Source organism: Streptomyces sp. NPDC005281, from assembly GCF_040607495.1.
GTDB lineage: Bacteria > Actinomycetota > Actinomycetes > Streptomycetales > Streptomycetaceae > Streptomyces.
Genome location: NZ_JBEXGX010000024.1, coordinates 13,983 through 39,151, shown reverse-complemented (window position 1 = coordinate 39,151; position 25,169 = coordinate 13,983). Strand labels below are relative to the sequence as shown.

The window sequence follows — 25,169 nt, the reverse complement described above, 5'->3', positions numbered from 1 at the left end:
AGCGAATCGGCGCACCCATTCAGGTCGCATCTGGGTACTTTCGGTTCAAAGGGCCTCTGGCCCCTGTGCGCTTCAATCGTGTGCTTGCTCCGCTACCAGCTACTCATCCGAGAGTTCATACACATGGGCCCGATGCACGGTTGGGTGACCCGAGCCGTTGGCGTTCGCAGGCGGTCTTCAATGGCCCGAACCGTTCCAGCAGATCCCGTCCTGCACCCCGGCCCGGACTCGGCAGCTGCCCTGTTCGCCGGGCTTGAACAGGGCGCCGCGGTCGCCTGTGAGCTTCTCGACGGAGGTCTTCGGGTTGTCGAGGCCCTTGGCGCCCTGGACGTGTCAGCCGCGCGGGATGGTGTGCGGCCGGTGGGGGAGCCGTTTGCCGGTGTTCGGGTCAGCCGGGCGGCGATGCCCTCGCCGCCGATGGCGCCGGGAACGGTGACAGGGTCCCCCTCGCCGAAGCATGGCGCTCCGGTAGCGACCCCTGGACCGCCGAGCAACGCAAAGCCTCCGGCGACGACCTCAAAGATCACCAACGTCCCACCTGGAAGGCATGGTCAGGGCAAAGCCTTTCGCGAGCTGTTGATCCCTTTCCTTCGCTCGCCTGACACTGTGTTCTCTGCGCGTCCACACAGGGGCGTACGGCGGAGGGGGTTGCAAGGACATGAACAGACCGATACCAGGCACTGTGGAAGTCTCGGTGCGCCACATCCTCAGTGACCGGACAACCGGTGTCCTCACCCGAACCCGCAGGATCACGTGGCGGGACAGCCTGTACCGCGTGCGCCGACCGGCATCCGGCAAGCACAGCGTCGAATTGGCCTGCCCCATGTGCGACGCCTCCCTGCTGGCCGAGGTCCGCACGGAGGCCCGCACCCGCCGGACCAGCGCACTCCTGCTGGTCCTGGCTGCCCTGAGCGTCGTTGTCTTCTTCGCCGCATTCGCCTATGCCGTCCACGAGGGCGGCCGCACTCTTCCCGAGGGACAGTCGCTCCCGGCTCTGTTCCCCGTCAGCGTCGTCTCGATCTTCATCACGTTCGTTGCAGCTCCCGTGCTCTTCCTCCAGGGCCGCCGCTACAACGGCGTCACCCTGCTGGACGCCCCCAAACCCCGCCGGCTCCACGGGATCATGCCAGTACGCGGCCAAGTACCGGGAACCGCGACGAGGTAGCCCACTGCCTTTGGCCGTAGTCGTTCTCTCGCGGCCCTCCCGGCGTCGGTCGGCCCGCCGTCCTGCACGTGCATCACGCCCCCATGACATGGCCTCAGGCCGGGTTGAGGATGCACGTGTGACTCGTGACGATGCGTCAGACGTCGTCCGGGGGTGAGAAGTCGCGGACGACGCTCGTCGTCTCGTCCGCGAGCCAGAAGGCGCCGTCGGCGGCGACGGTGCTGCCCAGCGATCGCGCGCCCGGCGCGGGCCACATGGTGAGCTTTCCCGCCGGTGTGAGGCGGCCTACCTGGGACTCCGTGGTGAACCACCGGGCGCCATTGGGGCCTTGGACGATGGTTTGCGGATCGGTTCCGGCGGGCAGGGGCCAGTGTTCGTAGTCGCCGTCGGCCGTGACGCGTCCAATGCCGTCCACGGCAGCCCACGTCAGCATCGCCCCCCTGTCGCCCCCCGGCGCCACCCGCTCAGCCGAACCGCGTACGCCAACTCGCTTACAGCGAAGAGAAGTTCGACACACAGTCCTCAATGATGCACGGGCCGCGCCAGACGTGTGCGGGCATCACGACAACTACCTGACGGATACACCAACTCTCCCCGAACGCCCAGCCGTTCTCGCCGCACCGTCGGACCCGTTCCGCGACGTCGGGCACCCCGGTTCTTCCACCTCGGGCGCGCGGAAATCGGTCGTCGGATGCGGGGCTGAGGCATGCTTTGGGGCGCAGGGGTTGGCTACTCGCCGGTGACGCCATCGATGGCCTCCCGGAGGAGATCCGCATGGCCCACGTGGCGGGCGTACTCCTCGATCACGTGCTCAAGGACGAACCGCACATCGGTGTCACCGAATTCCGGGTTCGGCACGATGCGTGCGACGTCGACGGTCACCTCCGCGAAGGCCTGTCGCGACTCCTCGCACGCCGTGAGGTAGTCCTCGTAGACGTCCCCGGCCGGCGTGGTGTCCGACTCGTCATACCACTCGCCACCGTCAGCGGTGACGTAGGTCCGATAGGGGAAGAAGCGAGGCGTCGTGGCGGCCAACGTCCGCTGGAACCAGGCACGTTCGACTCCCTGAAGGTGGCGCATGAGCCCCAGCAGGGTCAGCGCCGACGACCGCATTGGACGTTGCCGCAGTTGTTCATCCGAGAGGCCTTCGCATTTCCACAAGAAGGTCGCTCGGTGGTAGTCGAGATTCGAGGCGATCACCTCCAGCCACGGGCCCGATACTGTGCGCTCAGGCCGGACGATCTTCGGGACCACGATGTCGCTCACGCGGAGTCTCCTCACCAGTCATCAAGCTTCTTCGAGTCCCTACGTGCCCACGATCCGAGGACTGGCCGACGTCACTACCGGCGCCTCACGAGCACGTACCCCAAGAAGACCTCTCTTGGCATCGGAACTGATCGCTCGATGTCGCCTCGGGATCGCCCCTCCACGGATGCAAGCTCTTGACCTGGATGCCCCTGCTCGCTCTCACCGGCCAAGACCGCCGATGGGAGCCCCTAGGTGGGCGAGGTTTGCCCCGCGCCTGGTTGCGGCCGGGACCAGCGGTGGCGGGATCAGCCCGCCGAGCCCCCGCCGGAGGCGAAGTGACGGTCCACCGCCTGCGGCATCCTGTGGGCCACCTCGTCTCCGAGGCGCTCGAATTCTCCGCGCAGGAACGGAGAGGCCAGCCGGGCCAGGCCGTGGAAGTCGATTCGGGCCCGGTAGGTGAGACGGGTGGCGCCGTTCTCCTCGCGGAAGGTGAGGTCGTCCGTGGAGGTGGCGGTGCGATTACGTCCGACGAAGGTCAGGCGCTGGTCTTCGAGCCGGGCCAGTTGGTAGCGGAGTTCGGTGCGCCGTCCGCGGAACGTAGAGACGTTGAGCCATTCAGCGCCCTTGGCGACGGGGGCGCCGGCTCTGGCCGGACGGCAGCTGACCGTGCCCGGGTCCCATTCCTGGGCGTGCGAGAAATCGGCCAGGTAGGCCACCACGTCCGGAAGGGGGTGGTGCAGGGTGAGCGTGCGTTCGACTTCGACCATGGAAGGTCCCTTTCGCGGAGACCGCAGCGGCTGACTTCAGGAGTACGGGAGGTTCCTACGTCTTCCCGACAGGAACGCTGAGCGGATGCACCGGATCCGTATTTCGAGATCTCGGGCCTCACGATTCGATCCTGCCCTATGCGCGCGGGTCAGCACCTGCGGCCGTCGCGCAGCGCGACGATCTGGTGACCGACGCGATGGTGCCGACCGCCGCCGGCCGGGCCGACGCGCTGTGTGCCGACCGCCGCCGGCAGGGCCGCCGAGTTCGATCTGTGGCAGCCGCGCCCCGAACAGCCCGCGAGTCCGGACCAGGTGGTCCCGGCTCGCTCGCGTATCCGCGGGCGGCGGTACCTCTATGTCCTTCATCAAGGCTGAGCGGTCTGCGGTGGCTGTTCCGGTGGTGCGTGGTTCGCAGAAGGCGCCGTCGTGGTGCATCTCGGAGGGCACGCCCACGCGGGTGCCGGGGGAAGGGGAAGGGAACCTGGATGCGGGTCTTGTCCTGATCCCGCCATATGTCGCTCCTGTGGTTCGCCTGGCCGCCGCAGGTGAACTGGATCGGTGGCGATTCGCCTGAGAGCCCGCCGGGGGTTGGGCCGTGTTGCCGGACGCGTCATCACGCGGCGTCGCTCGCCGGGGCCGGTGCCCCGGGGCACGTCACAGCGCGAACACCGGGACCCCGGGGGTACGGGTCACACCGCGCACCCCCCGTGCGCGCGAGGGCGCCGGCGGCGGCGCGAGGGTCTGCCCGATCAGCGGCATGACGGCCGCCAGCATCTCCGCCTCGCTCGCGGTCCCGTCGACGACCAGATCGGCTGCTGCCCGGGAGGGCGCGACGTGGGCTGCGTGGCGGTCCCTGCCGGTCTGGAGATAGTTGCGCAGGGACAGCCGGGGGTCCTGCCGCTGCATCTCGATCTTCCGGAGGATCTTGCGGGCCAGGCGTATGTCGTCGGGGGTGTCGACGTACACCCGCCACGCCGCTCGCCGGACCACGGACGGCAGTGACAGCGCGAACAGGCCCTCGACCACCACCAGCAGCACGCCGGGGCGCCGCAGCGCCGCGTCGATGGCGTGTGTCACCGCTGTCTCGTCGATCGACCCCGGATGGTTCCAGTCGAGGACGGTGTGCCCGTCGGCACTGACTGTCCACACACCCCTCAGGGTGTCGTGCGCGGGCACGTAGTAGTCGTCCAGATGGATCAGCGCCACGCTCTCGGGACACTGCAGCGACAGGGCTTCGGCAAGGGTGGACTTGCCGGATGCGGTGCCGCCTGAGACCGCCATTACACCCGTCATACCGGGCGCTCCTCATGTGCTCAAAGGGGATAGTCGAAGCGGCCGGACAAGCCGGGTGCAGGGAATGTACGGCGGTGAGATCGCTCATGGCAAGCAGGGAAACGCGGCCCGGTTCAGCGGAGGCCAGGGCCGCTGCCTTCGGGTCGACCTGAGCACCGGTCTCGGCGATGTCGCGGACCTTCAACGTGGCGTAACGGCCATCGCGCGCGGGCGTGACGTCGACGCACGGGAACGATAGTCATGCATCCGGCTAGACGTCTGCTCAGCGTTGCGGCCGCCGTCGTCGCCGTCCTCGTGACCGCCCTGTCCGCTGCTCCGCCGACCGCTGCCGCACTGTGTACGTCGACGTGGCGGGCGGTCCAGAAGGTGGCGGTGCGCAGGCCGACGCGGAACGAGGGACCGGTCGCGACGACACGTTCGCCGATCGTGCGGTTCCGCCCGGGGCGAGCGGGTGCGGTCGTGCATCGTCGCCGTCGGCCGGGACCGTCGCAGTACCGCGAGAGCGGCGGCGGGAGCCTGTGGCGGGTCGTATCCGACGGCCAGGTGCCGTCCGGGTGCCTGCGCCCGGCATGAGCCGACAAGTAGATCCGGTGCACCGCGACCACAACCAGGCGCTCGCGCTGGGCGTGTCCGAGGATGTGAAGGACGATCGTTCATTCGGCCTACATGAACGCGCTCCATTCCTGTCATGACTGAAGCAGACACGGGCGCGGGATGTTCAATATGAAAATATTGCTTTCCGTAATCGTTCGGGAGTACACCCCCGGCGGCCCGGTGCCGGCCAGCCTGCTCCACCAACTGTCGGGTAAAAAACCTTGCATCCCGCCTGCGGCGCGAGTTCCTCACCGCCCACAGCTTCCTCGAGGACGACCTGCCCCAGACGATCGAGGTCTCGTTCGCCCGCACCACGGCGGCTCTGTCCGAGGTCATGACCGGCCAGCTCGCCCACTGGTTCACCACCCGCCTGCACGGCCGAACCGACCCGCCCCGCAGCCTGGCCCGTCCCGGCCATCATGCGCCACCACCTGCAGTTCGCCGTGCCCGTCCTCACCCGCCTCGCCGCGGTAGGCCCGAGCGACCTCACCCACGTCAGTGCCACCCAACTCCGCCAGGAACTCGACGCCTGCCACCTGACGGGCAACGACTACACCAATGCCGCTTCCGCCCTGCGTACCGTGTTCGCCTTCCTGCACACCCACCACGGCGCACTCCGCAACCCCGCCGTCAATTTGCGGGTCGGCACCCTCTACCGCGGCATCCCGCTGCCGGCCGACCTCGACCCCATCCGCGAGGCCCTCACCTCACCCGACCCGGCCCGCGCCGCCGTCACCGCCCTGCTCGCCTTCGACGCCCTGCGCACAACCGAGATCCGTGCCCTCACGCTCAAAAGGACCGCGACAGTGTGCGCGTTGCGCTCACGCTCGATCTGCACCGCTGTACGTGCGTGGAGCCGTTCCGTCGGATACCGCAGGATGCCGCCGCACCCCCGAACGGCGCGTCCCACGGCCTTCGCTCCTGCCACGACGTGCTCGATCATCCCGTTCTCGTCTCACTCGTCCCGAACTGACGCAAGCCATAAGGGACGTTCACCGAAAGCGGTGGGACGTTCACGAGTTGGTCCCTGGCACGTTCACGAATTACCGGTCGAGTCATATGACTCACCGGTTTTTCGTCGTTCCTGGAGCCTTCGGGTCGTGTGATCGGCTCGGTGAGGGGTTGGTGCGGTGGCGCTCCGGGTGCTGTACCTCTCACCTGCAAAAACAGGACATGCCTGCGCGACACGTCCGTGCGGCAGGTGGAACCGGGGATTGTCGATGCTGTCGAGGGCGGACTTCTTGAGGTTGCCGTTGCCGCCCTCGTTCTGACCACGCAATCCGGCCCAGGCTTCCTGCCAGGGCGCGGTGAACAGGGCGTACTTTTGTCGCCACTTGGCCGGCACGGTGCCCGGAACGGTTCACCCTGGAGGCGGACGAGGTCGACGCCGCCTCCGATTCAGGTTGGAGCGGTGTCGTCACCGGTGTGGCGGAACCTGGTCACCGATCCCGCCGAGCACGCACGGCTTCTGTGGACGGGTCCGCGTTCGTGGGTGTCGGCGCCACGCGAGGTCTTCGGGCGCATCGAGTCGGAGTTGGTCACCGGGCGCCGACTCGTCGGTGGCCGCGGCCTGTACGGCTTGCAACTCTCTTCTTGAACTCCGCGCCGTGCGCGGCCTCGCCTGCGAGGGCGAGGAGGAGCGTCTGGTCGACTTCGAGGCCGATGCCGGGTCGGTCACAGCAGGCTGCTCCAGTACGGCCAGAAGCGGGTGAGGACGAGCAGCGCGATCACCCCGTACCAGGCGCCGAGCAGCATCCAGTGGGTGTCGCGGACGACCACCAGTACGTGGTGCGGTGCGGGGAGGATTCCTTGCTCCAGGCAGTGCAATGTGACGTACCAGAACAGTGCGATGGTGGAGATCCACACGACAGCGCAATAGGGACAGAGCTTGTTGAGTTCGTAGAGCGACTGCGCGATCAGCCAGTGGACGAACACCACGCCCATCAGCGCCCCGGCGTCCAGCCCGAGCCAGAGTCCGCGGTGCAGGCGGGTGCCGGTGAGGGCGGCGATGCCCAGGGCGGCCACGGCGGCGAAGGCGCCGAGCCCGAGCAGCATGTTGGGGAAGCCGAACAGGCTGCCCTGCGAACTGGACATGACGCTGCCGCAGCTCACGACCGGGCTGATGTTGCACGGCGGTCGGTAGGAGGGGTCGCGGAGCAGCCGCCAGTCGTCCACGGTGAGCTGGAAGGAGGCGAGCCAGCCGACGATCCCGGTGAGGAGCAAGACCAGGCCCGTTCGGCGGCCGGCGCCCGCTGGGTGCGTGCTCCCGGCGGTCGTGGACTCCGCCGAGAGTGCGGGACCGTGGCTCACACGGCACGCCGGGAGTTGGAGGCCGACCGGGTCCGGCCCGCGGCCGTGAGGGCTGCCGTCGACGTAGCCCTCCTGCGGTAGACCAGGTAGGGCCGGGTGAGGTACCCGATCGGCGCGCTCCACACATGGACGAGGCGGGTGAAGGGCCAGGCGGCGAAGAGCAGGCAGGCGGTCAGGGCGTGCAGTCGGAACAGGATCGGAGCCCCGGAGATCGCTTCCGGCTGCGGTTGGAGGGTGAACAGGCCGCGGAACCAGACGGAGATGGTGGAGCGGTAGTCGTAGCCGGGGCCGAAGACGTTGTGCGCGGCGGTGGCGGAGATGCCCAGCAGCACGGTGGCGGACAGCAGCGGGAAGAGGAGCTTGTCGCTGCGGTCGGTGCCCAGCCGGATCCGCCGGGTCAGCAGCCGTCGGGCGCACAGCATGCCGAGGCCCGTGACCATGGCGACGCCCGCCACCGAGCCCGCCCAGACGGCCGTGGTGTGGTACATGTGCTCGGAGATGCCCGCGGCCTCGGTCCACGAGTCGGGGACGGCGAGCCCCACGACATGTCCGCCGATCACCATGAAGGCGCCGAGGTGGAACAGTGGGTTGGCCCAGCGCAGCCAGCGGTGTTCGAGGAGCTGGCTGGTGCGGGAGGTCCAGCCGAACTGGTCCTGCCGGTAGCGCCAGATGTGCCCGACCACGAACACCGCGAGACAGATGTACGGGATCGCGACCCACAGGAGCAGATCGGCGCCGCTGACGGAGGTGGCGGCCACGGGGAGGAGCGGGGCGTTCATCGGGGGCCTTCCATAAGGCTGGTCGGGTGGGGCGGCACGCGGGTCGGCGGGGCGGACACCGGGGGCACGAACGTGCCCGGAGGGGCGAACTCCCCCTCCCCGTAGGTCCCGTAGGGGTCGAGGCCGACGTCCTCGTTGGGCGGGCCCTCGGCGACCAGCCGGGCTACCGCAGCCCGGTCCGCCTCGGTGGACGGGGGAAGCAGGGTGAGCAGCGCTCCCAGCACGTGCCGGTACGCGGAGTCGGCGTCTGTCAGCGCCTGGTGGATCAGCTCCAGTCCCCGTCGGTGCTGACGCAGGGGCGCCTCGCCCGCGCCGGGGCCGGTGAGGGCGGCGAACTCCAGCACGACCGGGAGGTGGTCGGGCAGTTCACCCCCGTCGGTGTCCCAGCCGGCAGCCTTGTATCGCTGGTTCAGGGTGAGCAGGGCCATGCCGCGGCGGCGGGTGTCGCCGTGCAGGTAGTAGGTGAGGTAGAGACTGCTCTTGCGGCGCAGGTCGAACATCTCGACGTAGTGGCGCTCCAGGGCATCCGTCTCCTCGGCGGTGAGCCAGGCGCTGAAGGAGGTGAGGTGCTCGGCGGCGGGTGAGGGCGGCAGCGCCCTGACGGCGGCTGTCAGGACCGGCCGGGCGGTGGTGAGTTCGGCGTCGGGGTACTGGAGCAGGAGCGAGCACAGGCGCAGCAGCAGCGTGCGCGCCTCGGCCTCCTCGGGCGTGAGCCGGACCGGGCGGCGTACGGCCGCCCGTACGCGGGTGCGGACCAGGGCGGGAATGCCGGCGGGCAGGGGGCTCATGGTCGGTCTCCGGTGTTCTTGCGGCGCAGGGTGGGGATCCCGAGCATCACCCGTCCACCCCCGGCGTCCTGCTCGGTGTCGGACGATTCGACCGGGCAGCGGTTCTCCATCGCGGTCAGCGCGGCCGCGTCCTCCTTGTGCGCGGCCGGGACGACATAGCGGTCGGCATACTTCGCGACCGCGAGCAGCCGGTGCATGTCCTCGGCCTCCCGGGCGGTGAGGCCGACGGCCTTGAGCACGGCCTCGTCCCCGTCCTCGCCCAGGGTGCGCTCGCGCATGTAGGAGCGCAGCGCGGTGAGCTTCATCAGCACTCCGCCGACCACGTCCGCGTCCCCGGCGGCGAACAGCTCCGCCAGGTACTCCAGCGGGATGCGCAGCCGGGTGACGGCGGCGAAGACATGGTCGGGGTCGTCCTGGTTCCCGCCCGCCGCGTCCACGGCGTCCAGCACGGGAGAGAGCGGCGGCACGTACCAGACCATCGGCAGAGTCCGGTACTCCGGGTGCAGTGGCAGCGCCACTTTGTAGCGCATGACCAGGTCGTACACCGGAGAGCGGCGGGCGGCGTCCAGCCAGTCCTCGGGGATGCCGGCCTCCCGTGCCGCCGCGATGACTTGGGGGTCGCGCGGGTCGAGGAAGACGCCGCGCTGGGCGTCCAGCAGGTCCTTCTCGTCCTGGGTGGCCGCGGCCTCGCCGACGCGGTCGGCGTCGTAGAGGAGCAGGCCGAGGTAGCGCAGGCGTCCGACACAGGTCTCGGAGCAGACGGTGGGCTGCCCGGCCTCGATGCGCGGGAAGCAGAAGGTGCACTTCTCGGCCTTGCCGGTGGCGTGGTTGACGTACACCTTCTTGTACGGGCACGCCGTCACGCACATCCGCCAGCCGCGGCAGCGGTCCTGGTCGACCAGGACGATGCCGTCCTCGACCCGCTTGTACATCGCGCCGGACGGACACGCCGACACACAGGCCGGGTTGAGGCAGTGCTCGCACAGGCGGGGGAGGTGGAAGAGGAAGGTCTGCTCGAACTCGAACTTCACCTTCGCGGCCCATTCCCCGGTGAGGTTGGGGTCGGCGCCGGCGTTCTCGCCCGCGCCACCGAGGCCGTCCTCCCAGTTGGCGCCCCAGGTGATGGCGGTGGGTTTTCCGGTGAGGACCGAGCGGGGGCGGGCAACCGGCATGTCCGGGCCCGCCGGGGCGTTGACCAGGTTGTCGTAGTCGTAGGTGACCGGCTCGTAGTAGTCCTCGATGGATGGCAGGTCGGGGTTGGAGAACAGTGACAGCAGCCGCTTCAGGCGGCCTCCGGAGCGCAGGACGAGGCGCCCGCGCTTGTCGAGCATCCAGCCGCCCTTCCACTGCTCCTGGTCCTCGTAGCGGCGCGGGTAGCCGACGCCGGGCTTGGTCTCGACGTTGTTGAACCAGGCGTACTCGACACCGGTGCGGTTGGTCCAGGTCTGCTTGCAGGTGACCGAACAGGTGTGGCAGCCGATGCACTTGTCGAGGTTCATCACCATCGCGATCTGAGCCATCACGCGTCCGATAGTGGCTTCGCCACGGGGCATGTCAGTACTCCACATCCTGCGAGCGACGGCGGATGACCGTGACCTCGTCGCGCTGGTTGCCGGTCGGGCCGTAGTAGTTGAAGGCGTACGTGAACTGGGCGTAGCCGCCCGCCAGATGGGTGGGCTTGATCAGCAGGCGGGTCAGGGAGTTGTGGATGCCGCCGCGTTTGCCGCTGACCTCGGTCTTCGGCACGTTCACGTTGCGGTCCTGGGCGTGGTACATGTACACCGTGCCCTCGGGCATGCGGTGGGTGACCACGGCGCGGGCGGCGACGACACCGTTGCGGTTGTACGCCTCGATCCACTCGTTGTCCTTGACGCCGATCTTCTCGGCGTCGGCGGTGGACATCCAGATGACCGGGCCGCCCCGGGACAGCGCCAGCATGTGGGCGTTGTCCTGGTAGTTGGAGTGGATGGACCACTTCGAGTGCGGGGTCAGATAGCGGACCGTGACCTCGGCCCGGCCCTCCTCGTGCAGTTGATCGTCGCCGTAGTGCCGAGGTGTGTTCAACGGCGGCCGGTAGACCGGGAGTTGCTCGCCGAATTCGGCCATCCAGTCGTGCTGGACGAAGAAGTGCTGCCGTCCGGTGAGGGTGTGCCAGGGCTTCTTGTGCTCGGTGTTGATGACGAATGCGGAGTAGCGGCGCCCGCCTGCCTCGCTGCCCGACCACTCGTACGACGTCATCACGGCGCGGGGCTGGGTGCGGGTGTCGGCGAAGGTGATCCGCTCGCCCTCCCGTTCGGCGGCGAGTTCCACGAGACCCTTGCTGCCGGTCTGCCGTTCCAGTTCGCGGAAGCCCTCCGTTGCCAGGCGACCGTTGGTGGTGCCGGACAGGGCGAGGATCGCCTCGCACATGTCGGAGGCGGTGGCCAGCGAGGGGCGCCCGGCGGCGATTCCGTCCCGGACGGTCCCGTTGCGGTGGCGCAGTTCCTCGATTTCCTGGTCCGGGTGGACGGTGACGCCCTTGGTGGTGGTGCCCAGCGTGTCGAGGAGCGGGCCGACGGCGCGCATCTTCTGCGCCACCGCCGCGTAGTCGCGCTCGATGACGACGAGTTTGGGCATGGTCCGGCCGGGGACCGGCTCGCACTCGCCGGCCTTCCAGTCCCGTACGAACCCGCCGGGCTGGGCGAGTTCGTCGGGGGTGTCGTGCAGCAGAGGTACGGCCAGGACGTCGGTACGGGTGCCGAGGTGCTCACCGGCCAGTTCGCTGAACTTGTCGGCGATGGTCAGGAACGTGTCGTAGTCGGTGCGGGCCTGCCAGGGCGGGGCGATGGCCGGGGTGAAGGCGTGCACGAAGGGGTGCATGTCCGTGCTGGACAGGTCGTCCTTCTCGTACCAGGTGGCGGCCGGCAGGACGACGTCGGAGAGCAGGCTGGTCGAGGTCATCCGGAAGTCCATGGTGACCAGCAGGTCGAGCTTGCCCTCGGGGGCCTCCTCCCGCCACACCACGTCCTTGGGGCGTGCCTCGGGCGGGGTCTCCTCGGAGCGGACCGCCGCGTCCGTGCCCAGCAGATGGCGCAGGAAGTACTCGTTGCCCTTGCCGGAGGAGCCCAGCAGGTTGGCCCGCCAGACAGTCAGTACGCGGGGGAAGTTGGCCGGGTCGTCGGGGTCCTCCGCGGCGAACCTCAGCCGCCCGGACTTGAGTTCGTCGACGATGTGCTCGGCGACGGGTCGCCCGGCGGCGGCAGCCTCGTCGGTGAGGTCGAGCGGGTTGCGGTTGAAGCCGGGGTGACCAGGGGTCCAGCCCATGCGGATCGCCTGGGCCAGGCAGTCGGCGGTGGACTTGCCCGCGAAGCGTCCCTCGCCCAGGGGCGACGCCAACTCGTCCGGCCCGATGGCCTCGTAGCGCCACTGGTCGGTGTTGAGGTACCAGTACGAGGTGCCGGCCATGTGCCGGGTGGGCCGCTGCCAGTCGAAGGCGAACGACAGGTGCTGCTGCCCGGTGACCGGGCGGACCTTCTCCTGCCCGACGTAGTGCGCCCAGCCGCCGCCGTTGACGCCCTGGCAGCCGGTCATGGTGGTCAGCGCCAGGAAGGCCCGGTAGATGGTGTCGGAGTGGAACCAGTGGTTGGTGCCCGCGCCCATCGCGATCATCGAACGGCCGCGTGTGCGCTCGGCGTTGCGGGCGAACTCCCGGGCGATCCGGGCCGCCTGCTCGGCCGGGACCGAGGTGATCGTCTCCTGCCAGGCCGGCGTGTACGGCTCGGACGCGTCCTCGTACGACGAGGGCCAGGTGCCCGGCAGTCCCGGGCGGGCCACGCCGTACTGGGCCAGCATCAGATCGAACACCGTGGTCACCAGCCGCCCGCCGATCCTGCGGACGGGAACCCCGCGGACCATCACCGAACCACCCTCGGTGGCTCCCTCGTCGAACCGGGGCAGTGCGACGGCGACCCTGTCCTCGGCCCGCTCCAGGAGGCTCAACTCGGGTACGACATCGCCGAGGTCGAGGTTCCAGCGGCCCGCGCCGGTCTCTCCCCACCGGTAGCCGAGCGAACCGTTCGGCACGACGGGTTCACCGCTCGCGCTGTCCAGCAGCACGGTCTTGGAAGTGGCGTTCTCCTCGTCGTGCCCGAGGTCGGCCGCGGTCAGGAACCCGTCCGGGACCAGCCCCTGCTCGTGCTCGCGCAGGGTCACCAGGAACGGCGCGTCCGTGAAAGTCCTCAAGTACTCCTGGAAGTAGGGCACTTCGCGGTCGATCAGGAACTCTCGCAGAATCACGTGGCCCATGGCCATGGCCAGCGCCCCGTCCGTTCCGGGGTGCGGGGAGAGCCACTCGTCGGCGTGCTTGACGTTGTCGGCGTAGTCGGGGCTGACCGCGACGACCTTCGTGCCGTTGTAGCGGGTCTCGGTGAGGAAGTGCGCGTCGGGCGTGCGGGTGACGGGGATGTTGGAGCCCCACATCACCAGGTAGCCGGCGTTCCACCAGTCGGCGGCCTCGGGGACGTCGGTCTGGTCGCCGAAGACCTGCGGGGAGGCGATCGGCAGGTCGGCGTACCAGTCGTAGAACGACAGCAGAGTTCCGCCGATCAGCGACATGAACCGGGTGCCGGCCGCGAACGACGCCATCGACATCGCCGGGATCGGCGAGAAGCCCGCTACGCGGTCCGGACCGTACGCCTTGACCGTGTGGACGTGGGCGGCGGCGACCAGCTCGCTCACCTCGTCCCAGTCGGCGCGCACCAGACCGCCCTTGCCGCGGGCCCGCTTGTAGGCGCGCGCCTTCGCCGGGTCGGAGGTGATCTCCGCCCAGGCGGCGACCGGGTCGCCGAGCCGCTTGCGTGCCTCGCGCCACAGTTTCAGCAGTGTGCCGCGCACGTACGGGTAGCGGACCCGGCTGGGGGAGTACGTGTACCAGGAGAACGATGCTCCGCGCGGGCAGCCGCGCGGTTCGTACTCGGGGCAGTCCGTGCCGATCGACGGATAGTCGGTGGCCTGGTGCTCCCAGGTGATGATGCCGTCCTTTACATACACCATCCACGAGCAGGAACCCGTGCAGTTGACCCCGTGCGTGGAACGCACCACCTTGTCGTGCGCCCACCGGTCGCGGTAGAAACCCTCCCACTTCGGGTCGCCCTCGCCGAACACGGCGCGGCCGTCGGCCGACACCTCACGGCGGGTGAGCAATCGCCGGGCGGCCAGCGGCCAGTCCTCACCAGCGCGCGACGTCTGCCCTCGTACGTTCTGATCGCTCTCCATGGACCGGAACGCTAGGTGGCCCGGACCTCGGCGTACCTGGGTCCGGCGGTCCCTACCGGACGGCCTACCGGCCCACTCCGGAAGGCCGCAATAGGGCCGAACGGTCCCGGTGCCGGGTCCGGTCGGCCAGCAGGTCGGGTGTGTCCGCAGTTGCATGCTGGGCATCGACCGAACCGCGGACGGGCTTTCGTCCGGACCCTCGCATCGTGTGCCTGCCAGGCGACCACTCCTTCGTCCCCCGTCACCGCAGGCGCACCGCGAACGGGCCCGCGTCGCCCCGGTTCGGCCGTGCGTCCAGCCGCCCCACCGCGGCCGGACGCGGCGTCAGCCCTCCCCGGCACCGGACCCCAAGATGCCATCGCCACCCGAACCGGCCGGCAGAGCCGACCGCCGACCCGCTGGAGACCGTCATGAGTGTGCTCACCCTCGCCTCGGCCCCCGAGGACGCCAAGGCTCTCGAAGCCGCCGCGATGCATCATGCCCGCCTGGCCGGGGAGTTGGCCGGGCGGGTGAGGATGCTGCTCACAGCCGTGGACCGGGACCGGGGCGGCGCCGAGGAGATCCGTCTCGGCCTCGCGGCATTCTGCGACCGGTCGCTGCTGCCGCACGCCGAAGCCGAGGAGCTGGACCTTTACCCGGCCGCCCACGCCATGCCCGAGGCCCGCCTGCTCGTCGAGAGCCTGATCGGCGAACACCGCTGTCTGGCCGCGCTCGTCGACTCCCTGCGCGCCGCGCCCACCCCGGTGGGCGCGGCGGCCGACGCCCGAGCCCTGCAAGTGCTCTTCGAGGAGCATCTGGCCAAGGAGAACGGCATCGTGCTGCCGCTGCTCGCCATGACACCCGGGGTGTCGCTCGCGGAACTGCTCGCGGACACCCACCGGCGACTCACGGACGACACGTCCGCCAGGAGCGCCCACGAGAACCGGAACACCGAGAAGGGACAGGACATGCGGGAAGAACCGGTCGAGGAGAGCGGCGGCTGCGGCGGAGTGTGCGGCTGCGGCGGCGCCGAGGAGGCGGCGGAGCCCGAGCTGGATGTACGGGAGGTCCCGCATGCCCTGCGCCACGCCACCGTGTTCGGCGCTCTCGACGCAGTCCCGGCCGGCACCGCGATGGTGCTGATCGCCCCGCACGACCCGCTGCCGCTCCTCGCGCAGATCGAGCAGCGCAACCCCGGGATCTTCTCGGTGGAGTACCTGGAGCGCGGCCCCGAAGCCTGGCGGTTGCGGCTCAGTCACCCCTGACGCGGCGCCACCCCACCTCCCGGCAGAGGCCGGGCATCGCTCGGGCCGGCGGGTGCACGCACCCGCCGCACCCGCGGGCTCACGAGGAAAGAAGGAAGACACGCCATGGACGGAACACACCGTCGGGCCGGCACCCTGCTCGGGACGGTAGGCATTGCTCTGATCGTGGCCGGGCCGGTCATGCTGGTGCGCGCCCGCGGCGGCAGGAATGAGATCCGTACCGAACTGGCCGCCCAGAAGATCACCTTCCCCGACCGGGGGCTGCCCGCCGAACTCGAGGCCTACGCCGGGCACCCTGTGGAAACGGGCACCGAGGCGCACGCCTACGCCGAGTTCATCAAGGGCAATCTCGTCCGGGCCACCGGCGGCCGCACCTACGCGGAGATCACCGCGGAGCTGCACGCCGCCGGCGGCGAGGACGAGCAACTCTCCCGACTGCGCCAGACCGCGTTCATGGGCCAGTCCCTGCGCGCCTCGCTGATGTCCGCCTACCAGGCATGGCAGATCACGACCCTGGTCGCCGGTCTGGGCGCCGCACTGACCGGTCTGGGCGTCGCACTGGTCGCCACCGCGGACGCCCTGACGCCCCGCTCCCCGAACCGTCCCTGAACACACGGCGGCCCGCCCGCCCGGGACCAGACCCATGCCGCCTTTCTGGCTAATTGTCCGGAACTGTGCGTTTGTCGCGAAAGGGGCCATCGGCCCCGTGCGCCCGTCGCGAAAAGGGACCGTCGGCCCCGTTCGAGAAGACCTTCGGCCGCCGCCCCGACCACCGCCGCCGCTGGCTGCTGACGGCGACCGATCCGGAGGAATACCGTGCACGACCACATCACCGGCCTTCAAGGCCGGTCCCATCGCCGCCGCTCACGATGGGTGCCGCGCCCGGTCCGGCCCGGTCACCGTCCGGCCGCCCGCCTCGTCCGCCCTGACTCCAGGGCGGCCGGACACAGCCTCGGGACGCAGGGAAGGACCGCGCGATGAGCGCCGCCACGCACGTCATCCGCCACCAGAGGCACGACGCGGGGGAGCGGCCCTTCATCGTCATCTGGGAGTCCACCCGCGCCTGCCCGCTGGCCTGCCTCCACTGCCGTGCCGAAGCCGTGCCCGACCGCGACCCGTGGGAGCTGGACACCGCCGCCGCGCGGGATCTGCTGCGCCAGGTGGCCGCCTTCGGGCAGCCGGCCCCCCTGTTCGTGATCACCGGAGGGGACCCGTTCCAGCGTCCCGACCTGACGGACCTCATCGCGTACGGCAGGGAAGCCGGGGTCCGCGTCGCCGTCTCCCCCTCCGGCACCCCGACGCTCACCGAGGAGCGACTGCGCGCCGTGCACGCCGCGGGCGCCTCCGGGCTCTCCCTCAGCCTGGACGGTTCCACCGCCGAACTCCACGACGACTTCCGCGGGGTGCCCGGAGTGTTCCGCTGGACCCTGGACGCCTGGGACACGGCTCGCGCCCTCGGCATGAAGGTACAGATCAACACCACGGTCGCCCGGCACAATCTGCACGACCTCCCCGACATCGTCCGCCTGGTCGCCGAGCACGGGGCGATGCTGTGGAGCGCCTTCTTCCTGGTACCCACCGGCCGGGGCCGCAGCCTCGGCGTGCTGACGCCCGACGAGGTCGAGGACGTTCTCAACTTCGTCTACGACGTGGGCCTGACCGTCCCCGCCAAGACCACCGAGGCCCACCACTTCCGCCGGGTCGCGCTGCAGCGCCGGATCCTCGCGGACAAGGGCGACGACCATCTCGCGGTGCTGGGACTCGGCCCGCTGTACAGGCAGTTGCGCGACCGGGCCGCCGACCTGGGCCTGGACACCGCGGTGCGCCGGGTGCGGCGACCGCCGCTCGACGTCAACGCGGGCCGCGGTTTCGTCTTCGTCTCCCACACCGGCTCCGTCCACCCCAGCGGTTTCCTGCCGCTCGGCGCGGGCAGCGTACGCGAGCGGCCGTTGACGGAGATCTACCGCGCCTCCGAGCTGTTCACCGGTCTGCGCGACGCCGACCGGCTGGGCGGCAGGTGCGGGGCGTGCGAGTTCCGCCGGGTCTGCGGCGGCTCCCGTTCTCGCGCCTACGGTGTCACCGGCGACCCGTACGCCGAGGAGCCGTGGTGCGGCTACGTCCCCGGGTCCTTCCCCTACCAGCGGGAGCTGGCCGCGCTGTCGGCCGGCGTCGGCCACGCGACCCCGCCTGTTCGTCCCCGTCCGACCGCCGCCCCCGGCGGCAACGAGCAGCACCATGGATGACCCCGCTGCCGACGGTGCCCGTCCGCCCAGCAGATTCAAGGCGTCCGGTCAACGCGGCCGGCATCTGGCCGCCCACGCCCTGGTCGCGGCCTGGGCGGGGCTCGCCCTGCTGGCGGCGAGCGCCCAGCAGACGCTGCCGGTGGCCCGCTGGCTGGCGATCCACCTGTTCCTGCTCGGCGCCGCGACCACCGCGATCGTGGTGTGGAGCGAGCACTTCACGGTCGCCATGCTCCACACCCCGCCGCCCGACCGGTGGTGGAGCAACGCCCGGCTGGCCGGCGTCAACCTCGGGGTCGTGGGCGTCCTCACCGGAGTGTGGGCGGACCTGCCCGTCCTGACCGGTGCCGGATGTGCGCTGCTGGTCACCGCGATCGTCGCGCACCTGATGGTGCTGGTCCGCATGGGGCGGGGAGCGCTGGGCGGACGGCTCGCCCCGATTGCCGACTACTACCGGGCCGCCGCGGCGGCGCTGGTGGTCGGCGCGGTCCTGGGCTGGCTGCTGGCGACCGGCAGGCCCGGTCCGCAGCACTACACCGGGCTGAAGCTGGCCCACGTGCACGTCACGCTCCTCGGGTGGATCGGACTGCCCGTGCTGGGCACGCTGTTCATGCTCTGGCCCACCGTCCTGGGCGTGCGGATGGCCGAGCACACCACCCGGCTGGCCCGGCGGGTGCTGATGCTTACCGGGGGCGGACTGCTGACCGCGGTCGCCGGCCTCTCGGCCGGACGGCGTCCCGCCGCCGCACTCGGCATGGCCCTCTACGCGGCCGGAGTCGCCGTCACCGGGCACCTGTTCGCCCGTACGGTGCGCAGGAGGCCCGCGGTCTCGGCGGCCGCCGCGTGGATGCTGGCCGCGGCCATGGGATGGCTGGTCGTCGGCGTGGTCGTGGACCTGGGGCTCCTGGCCGCGCGGCCACTGGCCGCCGTGCGGGACGACATCGGGGCCCTGGTCCCCGTGCTGCTCGTCGGGCTCGTCGCACAGGTGCTCGTCGGGGCCCTGACCTACCTCCTCCCCGTCGTGCTCTCCCGCGGCCCGAAGGACCGGGCCGCACTGCGGGCGGTACTGGAGCGCTGCTGGCAGGTGCGGCTGACGGCCCTCAACCTGGGCGTCGCCCTCCTGGCGCTGCCGCTGCCCCACCCCGTCGGCACCGCGGGAGTGCTCCTCGCCGGGGCGGCCGGGGCCGCGTTCCTCGCCCTGGCCGTGGCCGTGCTCGTCCGCAGCGGCCGCGGTCTCCTGCGCGGGGCCGGATCGGCACGGCACCCGGTGCTGTGGGGTACCGCCGCGGGTGCCGTGGTGACCGTGCTGGCCGTGCTGATGGCGAACAGCGGTGGCGGCACCGGCGGTCCGGACGTCGCCGCCGGGCCGGCGGGCGGGGGTTCGGGAGCCACCCGTACCGTCGCCGTGACCCTGGCAGACATGCGGATCCGCCCGGCCCGGATCGAGGTCGCCGCGGGCACCGACCTGCGGCTGAAAGTCACCAACACCGACTCCCAGCGGCACGACCTCGTGGTGGAGGACGGCCCCGCCACCCCGATGCTCGCCAAGGGGCACAGCCGGGTGCTCCACGTCGGAGCGGTCACCTCGGACCGCGAGGCGTGGTGCACCCTGCCGGGTCACCGGGCGGCCGGGATGACCCTGGACATCGTCGTGAAGAAGGACGCCATGGCGACGGACGGCACCGGACACGAGGGAGACATGCCGGCCGGCCACGAGGGACACACCTCGGCGGCCGCCACCGACGGAGGCCTGGACCTCTCCGCCGCCTTCTCCGCCGGCTGGCGACCGCGCGACGCGGAGCTGGCACCGGCGCCCGGCGGCACGCTGCACGAGGCCGAACTGCACGCCGGTCACACCGAGATCGAGGTGGCCCCGGGCGTGAAGCAGCAGATGTGGACCTTCGGCGGCACCGCGCCGGGCCCCACCCTGCACGGCAAGGTCGGCGACGTCTTCGAGGTCACCCTGGTCAACGACGACACCGGCATGGGCCACGGCATCGACTTCCATGCCGGCTCCCTCGCCCCCGACAAGCCCATGCGCACGATCCAGCCGGGCGAGCGGCTGGTCTACCGCTTCCGCGCGGACAGGGCCGGAGCCTGGCTCTACCACTGCAGCACCGCGCCGATGCTCCAGCACATGGGCAACGGCATGTACGGCGCCGTCGTCATCGACCCGCCCGGCCTGAAGAAGGCCGACCACGAGTACGTGCTGGTCTCCTCCGAGCTGTATCTTGGGACGCCGGGCAGCACCGCCCAGGTGACGAAGATGCGTCAGAACACCCCGGACGCCTGGGTGTTCAACGGCATTGCCAACCAGTACACCCAGCGGCCCCTGAAGGCGAAGACCGGCGAACGAGCCCGCTTCTGGGTGGTCGCCGCCGGGCCGAGCGACGGCATCGCCTTCCACATCGTCGGCACCGTCTTCGACACCGTGTACAAGGAGGGCGCCTACCTGCTCCGGCCGGACCAGGCGGGCAGCTCGCAGGTGCTGGACCTGGCCACGGCGCAGGGCGGCTTCGTCGAGACGACGTTCCCCGAGGCCGGCCACTACGCCTTCGTCGACCACGACATGCGCCACGCCGAGGCCGGCGCGCACGGCATGGTGGAGGTGAGCGACTGATGGACACCGTCGGCTGGTGGTCCCTGGTGCGCTTCGCGCATGTCACGGGCGCCGTCCTGTGGGTCGGCGGGCAACTGGCCCTGTCCCTGGTGGTTCTGCCGCTGGCCCGTCGTCGGCTCGCCCCCGAGGCCAAGGACCGCTTCACCGCCGCGGCCGGGCGCCGGTTCGGGATGCTGACCGGGGCGGTGTTCCTGCCGGTGCAACTGTGCACGGGATGGGCCATGGCCTGGCACAGGGGCGTCACCTGGGCCTCGCTCGCCGAACCCGGCTACGGCCGCACCCTCGCGGCCAAACTCGTCCTCTTCGCCGTGGTGATGATCGCCGCGGCTGGACACGGCATCGCCCACGCCAAGGGCCGCTCGGACCTGGCCCGGTCCCTGGCGGTCGTCTCTCTCGTGGGCTCCCTCGGCATCATCCTGCTCGCCACGGCGCTGCCCAGCACCTGAGCCGACCCACGCCGCTCGTTCGCCGGAGGCGCGAGTGCCGTTGGCGACCGCGACCGCTGCGGCCGTCGAGAGTCCTGCCCGTGTCCTCCTCGCCGATCGGGGCCGTATGGCCCGCGGTATGGGCCGGTCAACCCCCGTTCCCGAGCTGGTCGGCGGCGCAGGGTTGGTGGCACGAAGGAGAATTGTCCGAAGGAGCCTCGATGCAGACCCGGAAGGTCGACGCCGCAACGGTTCATGCCCTGCTGGCCGCGGCGGTGGCGGCGCCGTCGATTCACAACACACAACCCTGGCGGTTCGGCCTGAACCCGCACACCGCACTGATCCAGGTCCGTCTCGACCGAGGGCGGCGGCTTCCGCGGACCGATCCCCTGCTGCGCGCCCAGTACCTGTCGGTGGGCGCGGCCGTCTTCAACCTCCGGGTGGCCGCTGAGCACCTGGGCTGGGATCCGATCGTCAGGCTGTGCCCCGCCGCGGACGACCCGGACCTGCTCGCCACGGTGCGGCTTGCCCGGACTGTCGCGGACGGGCCGTCGCCCCTGTGCGATCTGTACGAAGCGGTCGAGCGGCGCCACACGAGCAGGATGCCGTTCACCGGCCGCCCGGTGCCGGAACCGATCGTGATCGAGATGATCAGCTCGGCCCGGGCCGAGGGCGCGTACCTGGATGTCCCCGACATCATCGGGACCCGGCGTCTGCTGCGTCTGACGCAGGCGGCCGAGGCCCGCAACGCCGCCGACCCGGCTCGCACGGACGAGGCGCGCCGCTGGCTCACCGCTCCGGGAGGCGACGCCTCCTACGGCATTCCGGTCACAATTCTGGGCCCGAGGGACGTGTCCGGCCGGATGCCGGTGCGGGACTTCACCGCTGGGCTGTCCGTGCCGCGGCTGCCCGCCCTGCGCTTCGAACGCCACGCCCAGGTGGCCCTGCTGTGGACGTCCCACGACCGGCGGGTGGACTGGCTCAGGGCGGGGCAGGCCTTGGAGCGGGTGCTGCTCACGGCGACCCGGTACGGGGTGCGTACCTCGATGCTGCACCAGGCGATGGAGTGGCCGGACCTGCGGAAGGCGATGACCGGATCGAAGCTGTGGTGCGGTCCGCAGATGCTGATCCGCTTCGGATACGGCATGGACGGGGGCCGTACCCCCCGCGCCTGCGCGGATACCGCACCGGGATCCGTCACCGGGCCGGAGAAGAACGCCGCTCACATGGGGACCGGGGCACGGCCTGGGACACGGCCTGATACGTGGACCGATACGCGGACCGGGCCGACGGGCTGACTCCGCCACGTCCGTACATGCCCCGTCGGCAGGCGCCGGTCCGCGCATGCCGACGGGGCACCGGTCCGCGCGTGTCCCGTCCGGGCGGCAGGCGGCAGAAGCCCCGGCGCCGCCGCGGACTGTGCCGTCACCGCGCGCCGTGTTCTTCGCGGAGCCGGCGTACGGTGACCATCTCGGATTCGATCCGCACGAACACCGTGTTCCGCAGGGGCATCCAGGAAGCCGGCTCGGCCTGCGACAGCCGCTCGTGATCGGCGGGGTCCGTCACGACGGTGGCTTGTCCGGTGACGACCACGCTCCAGCCGGACCGGGTGCGCGCATCGAACTCGTCCGCCTCGAAAGCGACCACGACGCCGTCGATGGCGCGGGCGAGATCCGAGTCCGACGAGGTGCGCAGCAGCACGGAGGCGTCCGCGTCCGGACAGAAGTTGACAGGAAGGACCGCGGGCAGCGCCTGCCGGGTGTGGACGACACGGCCGACCGGAACCTTGGCCAGGAGGCGTACGCACTCCTGCCGGTCGAGCTGGTGAAACGCATCGAACCGGGACATCGGGCCATCGTCCCTCAACGCACCGCGATCGTGTAGGGCCGGTCGGCCCTACACCGGGGCAGGGCCTTACGGCTGTACGGCCGGGTCCGGATCGGGGACTGTCCGACCCGGAGGCAGGGACCCATGGCCCATGACGCCGGGAGGTACGGGGGCGGATCGTGGGGATCCGGCCCACCGGCGAGAAGCCTGTGACGCCAGCGCGATTCCGGTGCCGCGGCACCATGGTGAGAGGGAAGGGACGGACAGCATGGTCCAGCCGTTGAAGTCGAAGAGAGTCAGCTCGCCCTCGGGCGCCCCGGTGTCCCGGCAGGCGTGGCAGATGCTGGCCCTGGCCACCGTCGGCTTTGCCGTGAACTTCTGGGCGTGGGCGCTGGTCAGCCCGCTCGGCCCCCGGTTCAAGGACACCCTCGATCTGTCGTCGTTCGAGCAGTCGCTGCTGGTGGCGGTGCCCGTCGTGGTCGGCTCCCTTGGCCGTATCCCGGTCGGCGCGCTGACGGACCGGTACGGCGGTCGCATCATGTTCCCGATCGTGTCGGCGGTCACCATCGTGCCGGTGCTCTACCTCGGCCTGGTCGGGCACTCCTCCCTCGCGGCGCTGCTGATCGGCGGGTTCTTCCTCGGTATCGGCGGCACCACCTTCGCCGTCGGCGTGCCCCTGGTGAACGCCTGGTTCCCGCCCGAGCGACGAGGCCTGGCCATCGGCATCTTCGGCGCCGGCATGGGCGGCACGGCCATCAGCGCCCTGACCACCGTGAAGCTGGTCGACGCGCACGGCATGGCGACACCGTTCCTGATCACCGCCGTGGTCCTGGCCCTGTACGCCGTCGTCGCCGCGCTGCTGCTGCGCGACGCACCGGGCCGCACCGTACCGACGGAGTCCCTGGCCCGTCGGCTGGCCGCCACCGCCCGGCTGAGCGTCACCTGGCAGGCGTCCGCGCTCTACGCGGTGGCCTTCGGCGGGTACGTCGCCTTCTCGGTCTACCTGCCGACCTACCTCAAGACCGGCTACGGCCTGACCCAGGCGGACGCCGCGAACCGCATGGCCGGCTTCGTGCTGCTGGCGGTGGCGATGCGCCCGATAGGCGGTTGGCTGTCCGACCGGCTGGGTCCGGTCCGGATACTCGCCGGCTCGCTGGCCGTGGTCGTGGTCGGAGCGCTCGCGCAGTCGGCCACCCCGGCGCTGGCACCGGTGGGGACCATCGCCTTCCTCGCCATGGCGGCCACGCTCGGCGCGGCCAGCGGGGCGACCTTCGCCCTGGTGGCGCTGCTGACCCCGGCCAACAAGGTCGGTTCGGTCACCGGTGTGGTCGGCGCCGCGGGCGGACTGGGCGGCTTCCTGCCGCCGCTGGTGATGGGCACGCTGTACGGCGCGTACGGGACGTACGCGGCCGGTCTCGCCCTGCTCGCGATCGTGGCCGCCGCTGCCCTGGTCTACACCCTCACCGGCGTCCGCGCCGCGGTGGAAGCCGCCGAGGGCAAGCCGGTCACCGTGCGCCAGGACGACCACCGCGTCACCGGCCAGGCCGCGTAACGGGTATCGAACGAGACCCACGGGTATCGAAGGAAAGGGAGAAGACCGGTGTGTGAGTACTGCGGCTGCCAGTCCCTGGCGTCGATCGACGAGCTGACCCGCGAGCACGACGAGGTCGTCCGCCTGATCAGCCACCTCCGCCCGGCCCGGCGGGAGGGCGGCGCGGCCCGGATGGCGGACGTCGCCCGGGAGATCGTGACCGTGCTCGGCCCGCACACCCGGGTGGAGGAACACGGCCTGTTCCCCGCCCTGGCCGCAGACTTCCCCGAGCAGATCGCCGCCCTGGAGGTGGAACACCGCCGTATCGAGTCCGTGCTGGCAGAGGCCGCGGACGGTGTCACGCCCGCGGACCCGTCCTGGCCGGACCGGCTGATGGAGGCGATGGGGATGCTGCGCGATCACATCCTCAAGGAGCAGGACGGTGTCTTCCCGGCCGCGCTCGCGAACCTGAGCACCAAGGACTGGGAGGCGGTCGAGGCCGTGCGCGGCGAGGCGGGCGGTGCACTGGTCCGGCCGACCGCCTGACCGGGACGGGCTCCCGCCCCGTCGGGAGCAGATCACGCGGATGCGGCATCCGCGTGTCCGGGGTGCGGCAGGGCGGAGCGCGGGCGGCTGCCGCGGCGAACGGGTGACACTCGCCGAACCACCCTTCGATCGTGGTGCCACCGATGTCGACGGCCTCAAGCCCTGGCACACCCTCACCGGGCGGCAGTACTTCTATCTCGACCACGACTCGATGTACTGCGAGAACGCGGTCTGCTCGAGGAAGACGTTGACTGACACTCCGCTTCGATCCCATTACAGCGATCTGACCTGCACGATTGGCTCTATTTTCGTGTCAGTCCCAAGCTCGTAACGCGATCCTGTTGAGGTGTCTTGGTCAGGCGTGACCGATGTGACGATTCGGCTGTTTGCGAAGGGGTGAGTAATCGGCCATGGATCGTGGGTGACAACTTGTGGATGCTGATCGAGCCGCTGTTGCCGGAGTGGTCGCCGAGATTTGGCTGCAACGAGGACAACCCCTATATGTAGTTCATCCAGTTGGGGGTTGCGCCCCGCCTCGT

20 protein-coding genes and 1 pseudogene are annotated in these 25,169 nt (G+C 70.6%); 11 read left to right on the top strand and 10 right to left on the bottom strand.

What is annotated here, in order from left to right:
- The first annotated feature begins 775 nt into the window (after positions 1-775).
- Positions 776-1,165 (top strand): hypothetical protein, encoded by a 390-nt coding sequence (locus tag ABZV42_RS29250; RefSeq protein ID WP_356054326.1) that lies wholly within the window; start codon positions 776-778, stop codon positions 1,163-1,165.
- Positions 1,166-1,301: 136 nt separating this feature from the next.
- Here ABZV42_RS29250 and ABZV42_RS29245 read toward each other — a convergent pair whose 3' ends face one another.
- The 4 genes from ABZV42_RS29245 to ABZV42_RS29230 form a co-directional block, all read right to left on the bottom strand.
- Positions 1,302-1,598, bottom strand: coding sequence for a hypothetical protein (locus tag ABZV42_RS29245; RefSeq protein WP_355984881.1), 297 nt, complete (start codon positions 1,596-1,598; stop codon positions 1,302-1,304).
- A 296-nt stretch (positions 1,599-1,894) separates the two neighbouring features.
- Positions 1,895-2,431 carry a DinB family protein gene (locus ABZV42_RS29240; RefSeq protein WP_356054324.1) on the bottom strand — a complete coding sequence of 179 codons (537 nt, stop codon included), beginning with the start codon at positions 2,429-2,431 and terminating at the stop codon, positions 1,895-1,897.
- Between the two features lie 287 nt (positions 2,432-2,718).
- Positions 2,719-3,180: an SRPBCC family protein gene (locus ABZV42_RS29235; protein ID WP_356054322.1), complete on the bottom strand. Its 462-nt coding sequence runs from the start codon at positions 3,178-3,180 to the stop codon at positions 2,719-2,721.
- Between the two features lie 654 nt (positions 3,181-3,834).
- Positions 3,835-4,473, bottom strand: a complete 639-nt coding sequence (locus tag ABZV42_RS29230) for a hypothetical protein (protein WP_356054321.1) — start codon at positions 4,471-4,473, stop codon at positions 3,835-3,837.
- A 1,013-nt stretch (positions 4,474-5,486) separates the two neighbouring features.
- On the opposite strand from ABZV42_RS29230, the gene ABZV42_RS29225 reads away from it, so the two are divergent.
- On the top strand, positions 5,487-6,173 hold the full coding sequence (locus ABZV42_RS29225) for a hypothetical protein (RefSeq protein ID WP_355984873.1): 687 nt from the start codon (positions 5,487-5,489) through the stop codon (positions 6,171-6,173).
- A 262-nt stretch (positions 6,174-6,435) separates the two neighbouring features.
- A pseudogene (locus ABZV42_RS29220) lies at positions 6,436-6,664 on the top strand (pyridoxamine 5'-phosphate oxidase family protein); the annotation flags it as partial.
- Positions 6,665-6,741: 77 nt separating this feature from the next.
- Here ABZV42_RS29220 and ABZV42_RS29215 read toward each other — a convergent pair.
- From ABZV42_RS29215 to ABZV42_RS29195, 5 genes are all read right to left on the bottom strand, one after another.
- Positions 6,742-7,290 carry a vitamin K epoxide reductase family protein gene (locus ABZV42_RS29215; protein WP_356054319.1) on the bottom strand — a complete coding sequence of 183 codons (549 nt, stop codon included), beginning with the start codon at positions 7,288-7,290 and terminating at the stop codon, positions 6,742-6,744.
- Positions 7,291-7,373: 83 nt separating this feature from the next.
- Entirely contained in the window at positions 7,374-8,156 is a 783-nt protein-coding gene (gene narI / locus ABZV42_RS29210; protein WP_355984869.1) for a respiratory nitrate reductase subunit gamma, read from the bottom strand.
- Positions 8,153-8,944, bottom strand: coding sequence for a nitrate reductase molybdenum cofactor assembly chaperone (gene narJ / locus ABZV42_RS29205; RefSeq protein ID WP_355984867.1), 792 nt, complete (start codon positions 8,942-8,944; stop codon positions 8,153-8,155). Before narJ ends, narI begins: the two co-directional genes overlap by 4 nt.
- The gene (gene narH / locus ABZV42_RS29200; RefSeq protein WP_355984865.1) at positions 8,941-10,497 is read right to left on the bottom strand and encodes a nitrate reductase subunit beta; all 1,557 of its coding nucleotides are present in this window, start codon (positions 10,495-10,497) and stop codon (positions 8,941-8,943) included. Before narH ends, narJ begins: the two co-directional genes overlap by 4 nt.
- A gap of 1 nt (position 10,498) precedes the next feature.
- Positions 10,499-14,197 (bottom strand): nitrate reductase subunit alpha, encoded by a 3,699-nt coding sequence (locus tag ABZV42_RS29195; RefSeq protein ID WP_356054317.1) that lies wholly within the window; start codon positions 14,195-14,197, stop codon positions 10,499-10,501.
- A 410-nt stretch (positions 14,198-14,607) separates the two neighbouring features.
- Here ABZV42_RS29195 and ABZV42_RS29190 point away from each other — a divergent pair, with 410 nt between their 5' ends.
- The 6 genes from ABZV42_RS29190 (at position 14,608) to ABZV42_RS29165 (ending at position 22,024) form a co-directional block, all read left to right on the top strand.
- Entirely contained in the window at positions 14,608-15,441 is an 834-nt protein-coding gene (locus ABZV42_RS29190; RefSeq protein WP_356054315.1) for a DUF2249 domain-containing protein, read from the top strand.
- Between the two features lie 105 nt (positions 15,442-15,546).
- On the top strand, positions 15,547-16,050 hold the full coding sequence (locus ABZV42_RS29185) for a hypothetical protein (RefSeq protein ID WP_356054313.1): 504 nt from the start codon (positions 15,547-15,549) through the stop codon (positions 16,048-16,050).
- A 368-nt stretch (positions 16,051-16,418) separates the two neighbouring features.
- Positions 16,419-17,684, top strand: coding sequence for a TIGR04053 family radical SAM/SPASM domain-containing protein (locus tag ABZV42_RS29180; RefSeq protein WP_355984859.1), 1,266 nt, complete (start codon positions 16,419-16,421; stop codon positions 17,682-17,684).
- Positions 17,677-20,301: a multicopper oxidase domain-containing protein gene (locus ABZV42_RS29175; RefSeq protein WP_356054311.1), complete on the top strand. Its 2,625-nt coding sequence runs from the start codon at positions 17,677-17,679 to the stop codon at positions 20,299-20,301. Before ABZV42_RS29180 ends, ABZV42_RS29175 begins: the two co-directional genes overlap by 8 nt.
- Positions 20,301-20,747 (top strand): hypothetical protein, encoded by a 447-nt coding sequence (locus tag ABZV42_RS29170; protein ID WP_356054308.1) that lies wholly within the window; start codon positions 20,301-20,303, stop codon positions 20,745-20,747. Before ABZV42_RS29175 ends, ABZV42_RS29170 begins: the two co-directional genes overlap by 1 nt.
- Before the next feature lie 200 nt (positions 20,748-20,947).
- Positions 20,948-22,024 carry a hypothetical protein gene (locus ABZV42_RS29165; protein WP_356054306.1) on the top strand — a complete coding sequence of 359 codons (1,077 nt, stop codon included), beginning with the start codon at positions 20,948-20,950 and terminating at the stop codon, positions 22,022-22,024.
- 127 nt (positions 22,025-22,151) lie between these two features.
- Here ABZV42_RS29165 and ABZV42_RS29160 read toward each other — a convergent pair whose 3' ends face one another.
- Positions 22,152-22,574 (bottom strand): pyridoxamine 5'-phosphate oxidase family protein, encoded by a 423-nt coding sequence (locus tag ABZV42_RS29160; RefSeq protein ID WP_355984854.1) that lies wholly within the window; start codon positions 22,572-22,574, stop codon positions 22,152-22,154.
- Positions 22,575-22,821: 247 nt separating this feature from the next.
- Between ABZV42_RS29160 and ABZV42_RS29155 the strand changes: the two genes are divergently transcribed.
- Together ABZV42_RS29155 and ABZV42_RS29150 are read left to right on the top strand one after the other, a co-directional pair.
- Positions 22,822-24,105, top strand: a complete 1,284-nt coding sequence (locus ABZV42_RS29155) for a NarK/NasA family nitrate transporter (RefSeq protein ID WP_356054304.1) — start codon at positions 22,822-22,824, stop codon at positions 24,103-24,105.
- A gap of 48 nt (positions 24,106-24,153) precedes the next feature.
- Positions 24,154-24,630: a hemerythrin domain-containing protein gene (locus ABZV42_RS29150; protein ID WP_355984850.1), complete on the top strand. Its 477-nt coding sequence runs from the start codon at positions 24,154-24,156 to the stop codon at positions 24,628-24,630.
- Positions 24,631-25,169 lie beyond the last annotated feature (539 nt).

Bases quoted from the DNA above. Each gene is read 5' to 3' on its own strand.
- ABZV42_RS29195 (WP_356054317.1), bottom strand. From the start codon at position 14,197: ATGGAGAGCGATCAGAACGTACGAGGGCAGACGTCGCGCGCTGGTGAG.
- ABZV42_RS29160 (WP_355984854.1), bottom strand. From the start codon at position 22,574: ATGTCCCGGTTCGATGCGTTTCACCAGCTCGACCGGCAGGAGTGCGTA.
- ABZV42_RS29230 (WP_356054321.1), bottom strand. From the start codon at position 4,473: ATGACGGGTGTAATGGCGGTCTCAGGCGGCACCGCATCCGGCAAGTCC.
- ABZV42_RS29190 (WP_356054315.1), top strand. From the start codon at position 14,608: ATGAGTGTGCTCACCCTCGCCTCGGCCCCCGAGGACGCCAAGGCTCTC.
- narH (WP_355984865.1), bottom strand. From the start codon at position 10,497: ATGCCCCGTGGCGAAGCCACTATCGGACGCGTGATGGCTCAGATCGCG.
- ABZV42_RS29225 (WP_355984873.1), top strand. From the start codon at position 5,487: ATGCGCCACCACCTGCAGTTCGCCGTGCCCGTCCTCACCCGCCTCGCC.
- ABZV42_RS29235 (WP_356054322.1), bottom strand. From the start codon at position 3,180: ATGGTCGAAGTCGAACGCACGCTCACCCTGCACCACCCCCTTCCGGAC.
- ABZV42_RS29245 (WP_355984881.1), bottom strand. From the start codon at position 1,598: ATGCTGACGTGGGCTGCCGTGGACGGCATTGGACGCGTCACGGCCGAC.
- ABZV42_RS29170 (WP_356054308.1), top strand. From the start codon at position 20,301: ATGGACACCGTCGGCTGGTGGTCCCTGGTGCGCTTCGCGCATGTCACG.
- ABZV42_RS29175 (WP_356054311.1), top strand. From the start codon at position 17,677: ATGGATGACCCCGCTGCCGACGGTGCCCGTCCGCCCAGCAGATTCAAG.
- narI (WP_355984869.1), bottom strand. From the start codon at position 8,156: ATGAACGCCCCGCTCCTCCCCGTGGCCGCCACCTCCGTCAGCGGCGCC.
- narJ (WP_355984867.1), bottom strand. From the start codon at position 8,944: ATGAGCCCCCTGCCCGCCGGCATTCCCGCCCTGGTCCGCACCCGCGTA.
- ABZV42_RS29185 (WP_356054313.1), top strand. From the start codon at position 15,547: ATGGACGGAACACACCGTCGGGCCGGCACCCTGCTCGGGACGGTAGGC.
- ABZV42_RS29165 (WP_356054306.1), top strand. From the start codon at position 20,948: ATGCAGACCCGGAAGGTCGACGCCGCAACGGTTCATGCCCTGCTGGCC.
- ABZV42_RS29155 (WP_356054304.1), top strand. From the start codon at position 22,822: ATGGTCCAGCCGTTGAAGTCGAAGAGAGTCAGCTCGCCCTCGGGCGCC.
- ABZV42_RS29180 (WP_355984859.1), top strand. From the start codon at position 16,419: ATGAGCGCCGCCACGCACGTCATCCGCCACCAGAGGCACGACGCGGGG.